The following is a 14,587-nucleotide window of genomic DNA, read 5'->3' as shown; positions in this document are numbered from 1 at the left end:
TGTGGGGTGGGTTTGGGCAGCCACCAGAGGGCCATCCCATTCGCCAGGGCAGCGCCGCTGGACTGAACTGAGGCGCAGCATACCACCCGCCGCACCCCACACGCGCGACATGGGATCGTGGCCAGATGTGAAAGATGCTCTGATCTTAATGTTTCGACGAAGCCAGATTTCCTTCGTCCCAGAAGAGATTTGACGGCTTTTTACACCGCAGCTTGTACACCTCTAGCGCCATGGATTTCGTGGGAACAGTATGATATTGATCTTCTTGAGCTCCCTCGAGCCCTGACCTGGCGCCGTGAGCGGCTAGCCAATCCAAATTGCCCCCACACTTCTCCCAACACGACCATCTGGTCAGATTCTCAGACTGCGATTATCCGCATTGGCGCAACAGGCACAGACGTCATCTGCGCTCAGAACGCCACTCGTCCGAACGCCCTTGAGGTGACTTCGACCTGTAGCGGTGGCACGAAACCCAAAGTCACGTCGGCCAATGAACGACCGGCGGCGCCTGCCTTACAGCGTTCCCATACTGCTTCCGTACAACCCTCAATGCTGCCAGCAGTGGGCGGCTTTTTCATACCCTATCTTTCTGCCATGTCCATCACGGCCCTCAAAGAGTGGGATGCCCAATGTCGACTGCTCACGTCTGGTGCCTTATCTGTCCTGGTGCGGAAGGGTGGGATCGTCGAGCCGCAGGGCGATTTTGAGGTCGAGCACACCTCGTTCCTGCTGTACCCGACGTTCCTGCACCAGAATCCCGTTGAGCTCCGCCCGGAGTTCAAGGACAGGTTGCAGGTTGATGCTCACCCAGGGCGGGTACGGGTTCCGGCCCTGGCCGAGGTCGTGGCGGTACACAAGGTCGAGGATGAGTCGCGTCTTGCAGGGGTGGCAGGCATGCAGGCCCTGACCATAGAGGCGCTGAACAGGCGGTTCGCCTATCGGGGGAAGCCCTGGGTGCATGTGCTGGTGCTGCGTGTGCGGCCTCTGGTGGAACCCCTGGTGCTGCCGGAAACGGAGGCCATGCTGGGCTGCGTGAGCTGGGTGCCGCTGGGCGATCTGGAGCTTCACGCAGGGGACAGTGTGCTTCCCGAAGCGGAACTTCAGGCGCGGGCGGCGGCAGTGGCACAGGTGGTGGGCGCGTAGGGGAACACAGGAAGGGGAGGCACGTGGCCTCCCCCGGGGGTTCCTGAAGCTCGGCGTTACATCGCGTCGAGGTCGTAGTTGTTGAGCAGGGTGGTCTGCACGTACTGGTTGCTGAGCACCACGAGGTTCCAGCCGGGCTTGGTACCGTTGTAGTACTGGTTGGCCTTGCTGGCGTAAATCAGGCGCTTGCCGTTGTCCTTGCTCAGAACCGTATCGCCGGTGTCGTAGCGGTTGTTGTTGTTGGCATCTTTGAACACGATCACGCGGTACGTGCCGGTCGGCAGGTTGGTGGGCAGGTCGAGGCTGAAGCCGCCGGTGAGGAACTTGTCGATGATCTGGCTTTCGGTTCCGTCGGCGGTGTACTGGCCGTTGTTGAACCCGATGATGGCCAGACCGAGGTTCTGATTGGCGCTGAAGCCGTGGAGTTGCCCGGTCACGTCTTTCTTGGTGGGGTTTCCAGCCAGGGTGCAGGCGCTGAGGGTCAGGGTGCCGAGGGCGGCGATGGTCAGCAGTTTTTTCATGGTGGTGTCCTCCAGGGGTGGGGTGATGCTCGTGGGTGCTGTGATTCACCCTAATGGGCGACGTGTGGGGCTGGCTACGGTGATTCCGTTCCGCTTCAACTCACGCCCTGCTCACGGCATATGGGGGCCAGATGGGATGGGTGCCGCTGGAGGCGACCTGCGGGGTAGGTGAAGATGCGTTTACATGGGGCCCTATACTCCCGCTTATGCAGCACGAGCCCTTCACCGCGCTGGCCGCCGTGTATGACGCGATCATGGCGGACGTGGAGTATGACCACTGGGCGGACTTCGTGCTCACCTATGCGCGGGATGGGGGCCTGGAGCTGCGCAGTGCGTCGGCACTGGATCTGGCGTGCGGCACCGGGGGCTTCACGAAGGAGCTGCGGGCCGCCGGACTGGATGTGACGGGCCTGGACGGCAGCGCCCAGATGCTCGCGGAGGCGCGACAGCGGGTGCCGGAGGTGACCTTCGTGCCAGGCGACCTGCGGGACTTCGAACTGGGACGGCGCTTCGACGTGATCACCTGTGTGTTCGACTCACTGAACAACCTGCTGACCCCGGCCGAGCTGGGACAGGCGCTGGCACGCTGCCGCGCGCATCTGAAGCCCGGCGGCCTGCTCGCTTTCGACGTGAACACCCGTCTGGGCGTGCGCGAGCTGTGGGAGGATGACGCGGTGGAGGGCCTGGCCCCGCTGCCGGGTGGCGGCGAGGTGCACTACCACTGGTCGCACCACCACGAGCCGGACACGAACCTGGGCGTGGTGCAGGCCTTCTGTCGTGTGCTGGGTGAGGACGGCAGCGTGCAGGAGTTCGTCGAGACGCACCGCGAGCGCGGGTACGACCCGGCGGACCTGACGCCGCTCCTCGCGGGCCTGGACTTCGCGCGCTTCGAGATCGTGGAATACCCGGACTTCGCGCCGCCGACGGTGGACACGCCGCGCGTGTGGGTGTTCGCGTGGGCTCCCGCGTAATGCCGCTGCCGGTGCTGGGCGCGGGCGGCTGGGGCACGGCGCTGGCGGTGAACGCGGCCAGGAGGCGTGCGCCGGAGTCGGCACCGGTTCGGTTGTGGGCGAGGCGCCCGGAGTTCGCGGCGCAGCTTGCCGCGTCGCGGGTGAACGCGGCCTATCTACCGGGGGTGACGCTGCCGGACAGTGTGGAGGTGGTGGCCGATCTGGGCGCGGCGGTCGCGGGCGCGGACTTCGCGCTGGTGGTGGTGCCGAGCGTGGGCGTGCCGGAACTGCTGGCCGAGCTGGTCGGGCTGGGGCTTCCACGCTCGCTGGGCGTGGTGCTGTGCGCCAAGGGCCTCGCGCCGGACGGCGGGCAGCTCACGGCCCTGGCCCGCGGGATGGGCTTTGCGCGCGTGGCCGTGTTGAGCGGTCCGAACCACGCTGAGGAGATCGGGCGGGGCCTGCCGGGGGCGACGGTGGTCGCCAGCCAGGATGACGCGCTCGCGCGGGCGGTGCAGCGTGCCCTGATGACCCCGGCCCTGCGCGTGTACACCAGCGCCGACGAGACGGGCGTGGAGCTGGGCGGGGTGCTGAAGAACGTGATGGCCCTGGCGGCGGGCCTGAGCGACGGGCTGAGCCTGGGCGACAACGCGAAGGCGGCGCTGATCACGCGCGGCCTGCGCGAGATGGGCCGCTACCTGGTCGCGCTGGGCGCGCAGGAGGACACCGTGTATGGCCTGAGCGGGCTGGGCGATCTGGTCGCCACTGCCACCAGTCGCCACAGCCGCAACCGTGCGGCAGGCGAGGCCATCGCGCGCGGCGAAACGGTGGCGCAGGGAGGGAAGGTCGTGGAGGGCCTGCGGACGGCGGGCCTGCTGGACGCCTGGGCACTGGCGCACGGCCACGACCTGCCGATCGTCCGGGCGGTGGCACGTGTGGCGGCCGGCGAGTGGACACCGCAGGCGGGCATCGCGAGCCTGATGGGCCGGGATGCGAAGGCGGAGGAATAGACGAAGTCCACTGCGGGGTGCCGCCCTGAATGTGAACTTGTTTCCAAATATTCCGTCCAGCACGTACTTTCAGCGGACATTCATCTTTCCCCGAGGCCACCGCATGTTGTACCCGCAGTGGATGGTGGGTACTAGCGCTTGTACACGCCCCCAGACGGTGGTACAGTCAGACCCGGCCCACGCCCCCTCGTACTCACCTGAGCACCGTACTGTTCACCCGCCGCGCCTCACCGGACGCCGGGAGTGAGTGTCGTTTCCGTTTTTCGTTCCCCTTCAAGGAGCCCCACCATGACCACCCTGTCCGACAAGCCCGCGCAGACCCTCACGAACTTCGATGAGAACGCCCACCATATTGCCAAGCGGCAGTACCTCCAGGCGGGCGACGGAGACCTGAGCGGCATGTTCTGGCGGATTGCGAACTGGGTGGCGGGCGCGGAGACCGAGAGTACGCGCACACAGTGGGCACAGGCGTACTACGACCTGATGGCCGAGAAGAAGTTCTGCCCCGGCGGCCGCGTGCTGGCGGGCGCGGGTACCCAGCACGGCAACGTCCTGAACTGCTTCGTACAGGGCGCCACCGAACACGATCCCAGCACCTTCGAGGGCGTGATGGAGGTCGCGAAGAAGCTCGCGCTGGTCACCAAGGTCGGCGGCGGCAACGGCGTGAACCTCGACGTGTACACCCCGCGCGGCGCGGGCAGCCGCCCGGACGCCGGGGTGCGCGGCTGGGCCTACATGCCCGCGAGCCACGCCGACGTGCAGGACTTCATCGAAGGGCTCATGCGCCCACCCACGCAGCCCGACGGCGACAAACAGCCGGTCGCGGTGCGCAACTGGACGCGCGTGGTGTACGGGCAGGTCATCCGGCCGGAACTGGTGGCGCTGGCCCGCGCGAACGGCGTGTCCGTGGTGCGGGCCCTGCCCGAGGGCGTGCAGGCCGTGCCGGACGACATGGGCGGCATCATCGACGCGGCGCGCAAGGTCGCGGAAGACGCCAAGCTGGGCCTGGAACCCCGCATCGATCTGAGCCAGATGCGACCGGAGGGGGCGCCGATCAAGGGCTCCGGCGGCACCAGCAGCGGCCCGGTGTCGTTCCTGATGGAGATCTTCGACAACTTCCTGGAATGGAGCAACCGGGGCGCGGAGCAGGCCGGCCCCATCAACACCCTGCGCTTTGTGTACGCCCCGGTGCTGCGCGTGGTGCGCCAGGGCGGCACGCGGCGCGGCGCGGGCATGGCCACCATTTCCATCGAGCACCCGGACGTGCTGGACTTCCTGACCGCCAAGGACCTCGACCGCGAGGCCAGCGAGGGGGACATCAGCACCTTCAACATCTCGATCCTGGTCACGGAGAAGTTCTGGGACACCCTCCAGCGCGACGCGCTGTGGCACATCGCCGCGCAGGAAGTGCCGGGCAAGTACCACCTGCTGCCCCAGGACGGCGCGTACACCGGCACCCTGCCCGAGCTGGGCGACCGCGAGGAAGACGGCGCGCGCGGCGTGCCCCTGTACCGTGAGGCGCAGCCCGGCCTGTTCGACCCCGCCGACGAGCGCCCCGGCATTCCCGCCAAGTGGCTGTGGGATCAGATCGCGCAGCACGCGTGGAGCACCGGCGAACCCGGCCTGATCTTCAGCGACCGCGTGAACGAGTTCAGCGCCCTGAAGAACCTCGGGAAGCGCTACGAGATCCGCAGCACCAACCCCTGCGGCGAGATTCCCCTGACGGTCGGCGAGCCCTGCGACCTGGGCGCCATCAACCTCGCGGCGTACGTGAAGGGCAGCGACTTCGACTACGCGGGCTTCCGCGCCGACGTGCGAACCTGCGTGCGCTTCCTGGACGACGTGCTGGACGTGAACGTGTTCGCGCTGGAGGACAACCGCGTGGCCTCGCAGGACCTGCGCCGCCTGGGCCTGGGCGTGATGGGCCTCGCGGACGCGCTGATCAAGATGGGCCTGCGCTACGACAACGCCGCCGGCCGCGCCGCCATCTACGAGATCATGAGCGCCCTGCGCGAAGAAGCGGTGGCCGAGAGTGAGCGCCTCGCCGTGGACCGCGGCGTGTACCCCGTATACGAGCGCAACAGCGGCAAGATCCCCCACGAGCCGCGCCGCAACGTGGCCGTGCTGACCGTCGCCCCCACCGGCACCACCAGCATGCTGATGGGCGTGAGCAGCGGCATCGAACCCGTGTTCAGCCCCTTCATCTGGCGCAAGATCGGCAGCGAGTACCGCGCCCTGCTGGCCCCGCTGTTCGTGGAACTGCTCGAAACCTACCCCGCCCCGGCCGGAATGGCCGTGGACGGCAAGTGGGACTGGGACAAGGTCACGGAAGCTGTATCCGAGAATCACGGCAGCGTGGTCGGCCTGAACTTCATCCCCGAAGCGCTCCAGAGCGTGTTCGTGTGCGCCCACGACATCAAGCCCGTCGATCACGTGCGGATGCAGGGCACCGTGCAGATGGCCTTCGACGCCGAGGGCCTCGCCGCCAACAGCCTGAGCAAGACCATCAACCTGCCCAACAACGCCACCGTGCAGGACGTACAGGACGCCTACACCGAGGCGTACAAGACCGGCTGCAAGGGCATCACCGTGTACCGCGACGGCAGCCGCCAGTTCCAGGTGCTGAGCACCAGCAAGAAGAAGGACAAGAAGGCCGAGGAAACGCCCGTGCAGGCCGCCGCCGAGGTCATGGGCGAGAAGGCCGAGAGCACCGAGCCGAAGGTCGAGAGCAAGCCCGCCGCCGTGGCCGCGCTGCCGCAGGCGCCCGCCGCCCAGGCCCCCAAGGCCCCGGTGTACGAACGGCCCGCCCGCCTCGCCGGAATCACCGACATGGTCAAGCTCACGGACCCCACCAGCGGGCACCGGCGCTCGTTCCTGGTCACGGTCAACCACCTGAACGGCAAGCCTGTGGAAGTCATGGTCATCTCTGGTCGTGCGGGCGATGAAGCCAACGCCGACAGCGAAGCGCTGGGCCGCGTCGTGTCCATTGCCCTCCAGCACGGCGTTCCGGCCAGCGCCCTGATCAAGACCATGCGCGGCATCAACGGCGGACTGTACGGCAGCTACAACGGTCGCCTCGTCGGTAGCAAGGCTGACCTGATCGCGGTCGCACTGGAGACCTTCCAGAAGGACATGGAAGCCGCGCAGCTTCCGCCCTTGGCCGGTGCCAGCAGCGCACCCGCCCCGGCCAGCGCGCCTACGGGCGTGAGCGTGAGCAGCATGGACGGCATGAGCCGCGAACGCTGCCCCGTGTGCGAGGAGAAAGCCGTGATCCGCGAGGAAGGCTGCCTGAAGTGCCAGGCCTGCGGGTATAGCAAGTGTGGGTGAAATTCTATACACTAATGTAAATTGGATAGGATGATCAAAAAGCTCACTATCAAGAATTTTAAGGGGATTGAAGCTCTCTCAATAGAGCTTCAATCCCTAAATATATTAATTGGTTCCAACAATTCGGGCAAGACATCCATAATGCAAGCTGTACACATGTCAACTGCTCTTATGCAAAGCATAGAACTTACTGATAGGCTTAAGAAGATTCCCGCCAGCGCTTCGGCATCTACTTCAACTATATCACCCAATCAAATTTTATATACTCCCTTTGAAGACATTGAGTATTTTGCTCACAATGGAAATTTGACACAGACAAGTGGTTTTGAAGTCGGATTTGAATTCTCAAACAGTACAGTTCTGACCATTGGAGTTAAAAAGGGTAAGAATAAAAATCTTGTAGTATCTCACAACAACCTCATTAGGGCCAGGGAGTTGGCCGATATAGATCATCCATTTAGTATTTTTGTGCCAGGTTTAGCAGGAATCTCAAAAAACGAACAGCTGGAATCCCTAGGTGTCATAAGACGTGCGCTAGCACGCGGAGACGCTAACTTAGTTTTTAGAAATGTACTCTTTAAACTGAACTCAGATAAAATTGCATGGCAGAGCTTTCAAGACTCCCTCAAGCTGATCTTTCCAGATCACAATATCAAGTTCAAATTTGACGAGAACATAGACGAGCATATTGAGGTATATGTAGAAAGGCCAAATGGAAAGCTCCCAATTGATGCCATGGGAACAGGCTTTTTACAGGTTACCCAGATCCTTTCTTATTCATATCTGTTTAAGCCAAAGGTTTTACTGCTCGATGAACCGGACTCTCATGTCCATCCCGATAATCAGAGAAGGATATCGAAATTTTTAGAAAGCGTCGACATTCAGACAATTGTGTCTACTCATTCAAGGCACATTTTGGATGCCGCTACAAAAAACACGAAAAAGATTTGGATTAAGAACGGAGAGGCCCTAATTTTCACAGACAATTTAGATATTTTGCTAGACTTAGGTGCTATAGATTCAGCGGAGGGACTACTCTCCAATAAAGGAATTAAATACATCATTTTCACAGAGGATAGCGACACCTCCTTCCTGAAGACACTCTTAAGTTCCCATATAGAGTCAGAAGTGTTCAGCATTTGGTCCTACAAGGGCAGCTCAAGGATTGACACTGCCATAGCTATGGCGAAAGTTATTCACAGCATCTCCAAAACTGTCAAGGTAATTTTGCATAGAGATAGAGATTGCCTGAGTCCGGAATACTTCGACGATCAATCCAAAAGACTCAAAAACAATTCGATTGATCTTTTCGTCACGAAAGGGTCTGACATAGAGTCATATTTTACCCTAGAAGATTACTTGAAATCAATCAATATTGGAAATGAATCTGACGTTTTAAATTCAATCCATAATGTGAATTCATCCGACGCCAAAATAGATGAAATGAGACAGATATATCGAAGAAAGCTAGATGACGCGCGCGGATAGCAATATAGAGCAGGATTATCCGCTCCTTCTAAGGAGGAAATCGACGAATCTGCGAAGGCGAGCCTCCCGAGCTTTCAAAATATCAATGGAAAAAAGTATTTATCAATGATAAGAGGTGAATACAGGAAAATTACAGGTGGTAATCTAGATTCTACAAAACCATCAGGCCTCTTAAGAGACCCTGATTTGGAAAAACTCTTATGAAGAGTGAACATTAGACGTCAGGGAACCGGTTGAGATATTGTTTAACCACAGATATTAAAGAGAATGATACGCTACATCCTGTGACTACTTCCATATCCAGTAAAGTCGTCCTCATCACCGGCGCGTCCTCGGGCATCGGTCTCGCGGCGGCGGAGGCGTTCGCGGCGCAGGGGGCGAAGGTGGCGCTGGCCGCCCGCTCCGAGGACAAACTGCGCGAACTGGCCGCCCGGCTGCCGGACGCGCTGGCCGTGCCCACGGACATGCTCGACGAGGCGTCGGTGGCTCGCATGGTGGCGCAGACGCACGCGCACTACGGGCGCATTGACGTGCTGGTGAACAACGCGGGCCGGGGCATGCACGTGCCGGTGGCGCAGGCGGGGCTGGCCGAATACCGCGAACTGCTGGAACTGAACGTGGTGAGCGTGCTGAACGCCATGCAGCAGGTGCTGCCGATCATGACCGCGCAGGGGTCGGGCAGCATCGTGAACATCAGTTCCGGCACGACCAAGATGCTGGTGCCGGGGCTCGCGCCGTACTCCAGTACCAAGCACGCGCTGAACAACCTGACCCTGATCGCCCGCGAGGAATTCCGCCCGCTGGGGATCACGGTCAGTCTGGTGCATCCGGGCATGACGGCCACGGACTTCGGATACAACTCCGTGGCCAGCGACCCGAAACGCGCGGCGGCCTACGTGCAGGGCGACAGTGCCGAGTATGTGGGCGGCCTGATCGTGCAGGCCGTACAGAGTGGCGAGGCCGAGGTGTACGCCGAGAGCGTGCGGAAACGGCTGAAACCGGCGTAAGACGGCAGCGTTCTACCGGTGCGGCCGGGTTGCTCTGCGTCTGTGCCGTACCCTCTCCCCCATCCACGCCGCCAGCAGCCCCATGCTGCTGCCCAGCAGCCACCCGGCCAGCACGTCGCTGGGATTGTGAACGCCCAGGAGCACGCGGGCGGTGCCCATCGCCACGGCGTACCCGAGGGCGAGGATCACGGTGGGCCAGCGCCAGCGGGTGCGCCACGCGAGGACAGCGGCGAGCGTGCCCAGTGCGGCGGCCAGGGCCGTGTGCCCGCTGGGGTATGACAGGCCGGGCGCGGCGACCAGATGCGGGTACAGCGTGGGCCGGGGCCGGTGGACGGCGGCGTTCAGGGCGAGCTGCGCGGCCAGGGTGGCGGTCATGCCGCCCAGTACCGTCAGCGCGTGTCGGGGCCGCTGCCGGGCGGCGAACACTGCGGCCGTTATCAGCGTGGCGGGCACCACCACCGCCAGGGTGCCGGTCACGTTCAGGATGTCTGCGCCGGTCACGTCCGGCGGCGTGGCCTGCCCGTGCAGCCACACGCTCAGGGGCCGGTCGAAGGCGAGCGGGTGGCCCGACCTCACCGCGACCGTGAGCAGCGCGAGCAGCAGCAGGGCAATCACGCCGCCCGTCAGGGTGGCGCGGCTCATGCGGGCGGAAGCAGCACGCTCAGGGCGCCGGGCCACACCTCGATATCCACGCTGCCGCCGGGCGTCCCCGCTGGGCGGGTCTCGCCATCTACGTGGAACACCTGACCGGCATAGGGAATGCTCACGGTGCTCAGGTCGTGCGCGGTGACGCTGGGCAACGTGTCGAACTGGCCGCGCAGCAGGGCCGAGCCGTAGGCCAGCAGACTGTCGCGCTGCTCGCCGTTCACGCGGATCAGGTTCAGGCGGCCGTCGCCGGGGTGCGCGTCCGGCGCGAGCCGCATGGAGTTGCCGGTGCATTGGATGTTCATGACCTCCAGCAGGGCCAGCGCGGGGCCGGGGTGCAGCTGTCCGTCCAGCGTCACGTCCAGGTCGGTGGGCGTGAAGTTCGGCAGGGTGTCCAGCAGCGCCTGCACGGCCCGCAGCGGACTCTTGGGCGCGTCCGGGTCGTAGGCGTGCAGGATGTCCGCGAACACGCCGCAACCGCAGGCCTCGAAGAACAGATCCGTGCCCCACGGAGCGGTCACGCGGCCCGCGTCGAAGGGCGTGCCCTGCGCTCCCGCGTACGAGCGGACAATGTCCAGCGGAGCGCCCCGCAGGCCCAGCGTGCCCGCGATGTTGTTCGACGTGCCCAGCGGAATCACGCCCAGGGTCACGTCCAGCCGTCCGGCCAGGGCCAGTGCGACGCAGCGGAAGGTGCCGTCGCCGCCCGCCACGAACACGGGGCCCGTCACACCGCTCAGCACGCGGGGCACGTCGTCCGCGCTGTGGGTGGCAAGGTGGCGGGCGTCATACCCGGCGTCCTGCAACGCGGCCATGACCGCCTCCAGCGGGGCGCGGTGGCTACTGCCGCCACCGGCGTTGTAGACCAGCGTGGCGGGCCGGGCGGCGGACGTCATGCGGGCACCCTCATGCCGGCACTGTAGAGCGGGGCGGTACGCTGGCGTATGAACCGATCCCCCATCTCCGCGTATGCCGAGAAGTACCGCCACCCGTCGGCCGACCGGATCCGCCTGTACGGGTCGCTGCTGCTCATGCTGATCCTGACCGCTGCGTTCGGAGGTCGGCGGCCGGGCGACCTGGGCACCATGGAGTCCCTGAAACGCAGTCCGTTCACGCGGATCATGTTCATGGACATCGGTGCCCTCTCCACCCTGGGCGCGCTGTACCTCGTGCTGAACGGCCGGACGGCCGTGCGCGTCCCGGCTGCCATCGCCTCGCTGTTCGTGGGCAGCTTCGCCCTGTTGCCCGCGCTGGCCTACGAGGACTGGGCGGCGCTGCGAGGCCAGCGGCCGGAGAACGGGCGCACGGCCAGCCACCCCCGAGTCCCCTGACGGTTTTCACAAGGCGCGTGAGAGAGGCAGTCCGTACAGTGGCCGCATGACCCTGCACGACGCCGCCCCCGAGGCCATCCCAGAGTCCCGTGTGCCCGGCACGGACGCGCCGGCCAGCACCGAGGCCACGCTGATCTACAACACCAACGCGGGTGGCAGTGAGCGCAGCAGCCCGGATCATCTGGTGGAGGCGCTGCACCAGCTCGGCTACCACCCCGTGTACCGCGCGACGGACTCCGAGGCGGATCTCGTGCACGCGCTGCGAGAGGTCGAGGGCACGGTGTTCGTGGCCGGCGGCGACGGCACCATCCGCGCCGCGACCCTGCACCTCGCCGGGCGGGAGGGTGTGGTTCTGGGCATCATTCCCATGGGCACCGCGAACAACATCGGCCGCACCCTGGGAATTCAGGGCGATCCGCTGGACGTGATCGCCGGCTACCGGGGCGCGCAGGTGCAGCCCTTCGACCTGGGCCGCGTGACCGCCCCGTGGGGCGAGGATGTGTTCCTGGAGGCCTTCGGCTGCGGGGCCTTCGCAGAGGTGCTCGCGGAGTACAACCCGGACGACGGCAAGAGTCCGCTGCGGGCCGTGCAGGCGCTGGGCACGGCCCTCTCGGCCTTCGATCCCACGCCCATCGTCCTCACGCTGGACGGCACGCCGGAACCGGACGAGACGCCGTACGCCCTGCTGGAAATCCTGAACACGCGCGCGACCGGCCCCCGCCTGCGCCTGGCGACGACTGCCGACACGTCCGACGGCCTGCTGGACGTGATCCGCATCGACGCCGCCCACCGGGACGGCATGCTCACGTACCTGGCAGCGCTGGCCCGCGACGACTTCGAGGCGTTGCCCAGCGTGCTCAGTGGCCGCGCGCAGGTGATCGAGATTCCCTACCACGGGCAGGCCTTCCACGTCGACGGCGAGGTGCACGCCCCCGAACAGGGCGCGGTCGGCTCCATCCGCGTCGAGTGCTGGGCGGGCGCGCTCCGGGTACTCGTGCCCGGTACGCCCGTGGACGCCGTGGCCACCCCATCCCAGGGAACGACTCTATGACCCGCCCCGGCCCCCGCCACTCGCCGGACGTGACGGCGGCGCGCCGCACGACGCCCATGCCGGTCTCGGCGGTGCATCAAGTGCAGGATTTCGTGGGCAAGCTGCTGGGACGGCCGCCACACACCATCCGGGGTATCCAGAACAACATCGTGTGGCGGCAGGGCGTGCAGGTCATGCGGGTGGACCTGCACTGCCACACGGCAGTCAGCCACGACTGCCGCACGGCGCTGCGCGACATTCCCGGCTGGATGCTGCGCACGAACACCCGCGTGATCGCGGTCACGGATCACGACCAGCAGCGCGGCGGCCCGGAACTCCGGGCGATCATCGCGGACATGGGCCTGGATGACAAGCTCAGCGTCGTGCCTGGCGAGGAGATCACGACCAGCGAGGGTGAACTCATCGGGCTGTTCGTCACCGAGCGCATTCCGCCGAAACTCACGCCGGAAGAGACCGTGCGCGAGATCAAGGCGCAGGGCGGGCTGGTCATGCTCCAGCACGGCTTCGATCCTCTCAAGCGCTACCGCCTGCGCCCGGAGGCGACGCTGCGGATCGCGGACGACATCGACATCGTGGAGACTTTCAACTCGCGCCTGTCGCAGCACCGCTGGAACCACACGGCAGCCGAGTGGGCGCGGGCCCGCAAGCTGCCCATCTGCGCCGGCAGCGACGCGCATACCCTGCGCGATATCGGCGAGGCCTGGGTGGAAACGCCCTTCCGGCTCGTGGACTCGCCCGCCACGCTCCTCAGGGCCCTGCGCGAGGGCACGGTCGCGGGCAAGTGGACTCATCCCGTGTACGCTTACGGGCGAAAACAGTGGCGCTTCTTCAACCAGCAGTTCCGGCGCGATTGACCCCGGGCGGGATAGTGGAAATGGTCAATGTGCCGTCAGCTGGCACCTGTTAAACTGTTCGTGTCGGAGCAATCCGACGCGCTCTGGGGGTGACCCGGTTTCGACAGGGGAACTGCAGGCGCTGCTGCGTGTCGAGGTGCCGTTGGCCTCGTTAAAAAACGGCAACGCCTTTAACTGGCAACCAGAACTACGCTCTCGCTGCTTAAGTGAGACAGTGACCGCCTAGCCCGGCCTTTGGCGCGGCGCGAACTGAAACAAAAGAAGGCTAGCCCAGGCGAGGTTCCATAGCCAAAGGCGAAAACAAGTGGAGATACGGTCGTCGAGAACCCGCCCCCTGGTGAGCGCCGACCCGACAATCAAACAGAGGGATACACACGTAGACGCACGCTGAACGGACTCTTGGACGGCGGTTCGACTCCGCCCACCTCCACCACGAACCCCGCCTTCCCGGCGGGGTTGTTCATGCCGCGCGTGCCGGGCAGCTACCCTATACTGACCGCGCCCACCCTGGGCAGCAGGCCGGGATGGCGGAATGGTAGACGCATCCGACTTAAAATCGGCCGGGGCAACCCGTGCGGGTTCAAGTCCCGCTCTCGGCACCACACCAGCGGGCCTCTCCTGGAAATCGGAGGGGCCTGCCTCTTTATGTTTCTGCTCCCTTGCAGAACCTCGGCTTCATGAAGCGAACTGCTGCTGTCCATCCCAAACACACCGGCGAACACGGCCTGAGTGCAAACGAGCAAGACGACCATGTCCGCTGACCGCCCAATAGAGCGAATCTCAGGACTGTCATCCTCCCCGACGGCGGTTCAGAACCGCTCAAAGCCATATTTATGTTGTTCAACCTCAGGCCCTGTAAGACTTCTGATCCAGGGCGTTGGGCATCATCTAAACATGACCTCGAGTGGCCTCGGACGCCATGCCAGCAAACCCATCCTGGAATGGGATGAAGTTGAGATGGATGACGATCACCAGGACGTCGCCCCCCCTGCGATCGAGGCAACCCAGCAATACGCCCAGCAGACAACCTCCACGCTGAGCAAGGACAAGGGTGCGTCGCCCTGGTCGGCCATGCGGAAACTGTTCAAGCGCTGACAGAAAAGAGATGCCCAGAAAGCCCTCCAGCAATGGTCTGGAGGGCTTTCTGTCATGCTGATTTCTTGTTCCTGGCAAGTCGGGTGCGTCTCGACAACAGCCCTGACGACAAAAGCACCCCACCTCATCCGAGGTGGGGTGGGGGGGTGGAGCGGGAGACGAGATTCGAAC

At 64.3% G+C, this 14,587-nt stretch carries 13 protein-coding genes, 1 tRNA gene and 1 other RNA gene; 12 read left to right on the top strand and 3 right to left on the bottom strand.

The window, feature by feature from the left end; all coding sequences use genetic code 11:
- Nucleotides 1–594 precede the first annotated feature (594 nt).
- Nucleotides 595–1,143 carry a DUF1802 family protein gene (locus E7T09_RS17975; protein ID WP_136390580.1) on the top strand — a complete coding sequence of 183 codons (549 nt, stop codon included), beginning with the start codon at nt 595–597 and terminating at the stop codon, nt 1,141–1,143.
- Between the two features lie 56 nt (nt 1,144–1,199).
- Here E7T09_RS17975 and E7T09_RS17970 read toward each other — a convergent pair whose 3' ends face one another.
- Nucleotides 1,200–1,664, bottom strand: a complete 465-nt coding sequence (locus tag E7T09_RS17970; RefSeq protein WP_136390579.1) for a DUF2141 domain-containing protein — start codon at nt 1,662–1,664, stop codon at nt 1,200–1,202.
- A gap of 206 nt (nt 1,665–1,870) precedes the next feature.
- On the opposite strand from E7T09_RS17970, the gene E7T09_RS17965 reads away from it, so the two are divergent.
- The 5 genes from E7T09_RS17965 to E7T09_RS17945 all read left to right on the top strand — a co-directional run bounded on the left by E7T09_RS17965 (nt 1,871) and on the right by E7T09_RS17945 (nt 9,443).
- Entirely contained in the window at nt 1,871–2,635 is a 765-nt protein-coding gene (locus E7T09_RS17965) for a class I SAM-dependent methyltransferase (protein WP_136390578.1), read from the top strand.
- Nucleotides 2,635–3,621, top strand: coding sequence for an NAD(P)H-dependent glycerol-3-phosphate dehydrogenase (locus E7T09_RS17960; RefSeq protein WP_136390764.1), 987 nt, complete (start codon nt 2,635–2,637; stop codon nt 3,619–3,621). The genes E7T09_RS17965 and E7T09_RS17960 overlap by 1 nt, the downstream gene beginning before the upstream one ends.
- A gap of 288 nt (nt 3,622–3,909) precedes the next feature.
- On the top strand, nt 3,910–6,948 hold the full coding sequence (locus E7T09_RS17955; RefSeq protein WP_136390577.1) for an adenosylcobalamin-dependent ribonucleoside-diphosphate reductase: 3,039 nt from the start codon (nt 3,910–3,912) through the stop codon (nt 6,946–6,948).
- 30 nt (nt 6,949–6,978) lie between these two features.
- Nucleotides 6,979–8,436 (top strand): ATP-dependent endonuclease, encoded by a 1,458-nt coding sequence (locus E7T09_RS17950; protein ID WP_136390576.1) that lies wholly within the window; start codon nt 6,979–6,981, stop codon nt 8,434–8,436.
- Between the two features lie 284 nt (nt 8,437–8,720).
- Complete coding sequence (locus E7T09_RS17945) at nt 8,721–9,443, top strand: SDR family oxidoreductase (protein ID WP_240741878.1); 723 nt, start codon at nt 8,721–8,723, stop codon at nt 9,441–9,443.
- A gap of 12 nt (nt 9,444–9,455) precedes the next feature.
- On the opposite strand, the gene E7T09_RS17940 is transcribed toward E7T09_RS17945, so the two are convergent.
- On the bottom strand, nt 9,456–10,085 hold the full coding sequence (locus E7T09_RS17940; RefSeq protein WP_136390575.1) for a phosphatase PAP2 family protein: 630 nt from the start codon (nt 10,083–10,085) through the stop codon (nt 9,456–9,458).
- Nucleotides 10,082–10,981: a diacylglycerol kinase family protein gene (locus E7T09_RS17935; protein WP_136390574.1), complete on the bottom strand. Its 900-nt coding sequence runs from the start codon at nt 10,979–10,981 to the stop codon at nt 10,082–10,084. The genes E7T09_RS17940 and E7T09_RS17935 overlap by 4 nt, the downstream gene beginning before the upstream one ends.
- 48 nt (nt 10,982–11,029) lie before the next feature.
- On the opposite strand from E7T09_RS17935, the gene E7T09_RS17930 reads away from it, so the two are divergent.
- From E7T09_RS17930 to E7T09_RS17905, 6 genes are all read left to right on the top strand, one after another.
- Entirely contained in the window at nt 11,030–11,416 is a 387-nt protein-coding gene (locus E7T09_RS17930; protein WP_168734929.1) for a hypothetical protein, read from the top strand.
- Nucleotides 11,417–11,462: 46 nt separating this feature from the next.
- The gene (locus E7T09_RS17925) at nt 11,463–12,467 is read left to right on the top strand and encodes a diacylglycerol kinase family protein (RefSeq protein WP_136390573.1); all 1,005 of its coding nucleotides are present in this window, start codon (nt 11,463–11,465) and stop codon (nt 12,465–12,467) included.
- 101 nt (nt 12,468–12,568) lie between these two features.
- Entirely contained in the window at nt 12,569–13,321 is a 753-nt protein-coding gene (locus tag E7T09_RS17920) for a PHP-associated domain-containing protein (RefSeq protein ID WP_370294088.1), read from the top strand.
- Between the two features lie 85 nt (nt 13,322–13,406).
- Nucleotides 13,407–13,754, top strand: a transfer-messenger RNA (tmRNA) gene (ssrA, locus tag E7T09_RS17915).
- 85 nt (nt 13,755–13,839) lie between these two features.
- Nucleotides 13,840–13,923 (top strand) — tRNA-Leu (locus E7T09_RS17910).
- Nucleotides 13,924–14,215: 292 nt separating this feature from the next.
- Nucleotides 14,216–14,416, top strand: a complete 201-nt coding sequence (locus E7T09_RS17905) for a hypothetical protein (RefSeq protein WP_136390572.1) — start codon at nt 14,216–14,218, stop codon at nt 14,414–14,416.
- Nucleotides 14,417–14,587 lie beyond the last annotated feature (171 nt).

Source organism: Deinococcus sp. KSM4-11, assembly GCF_004801415.1.
In the GTDB taxonomy this organism is placed as follows: Bacteria; Deinococcota; Deinococci; order Deinococcales; family Deinococcaceae; genus Deinococcus.
The sequence above is the reverse complement of the archived record's forward strand: the minus strand, read 5'-3'. Positions and strand labels throughout refer to the sequence as shown.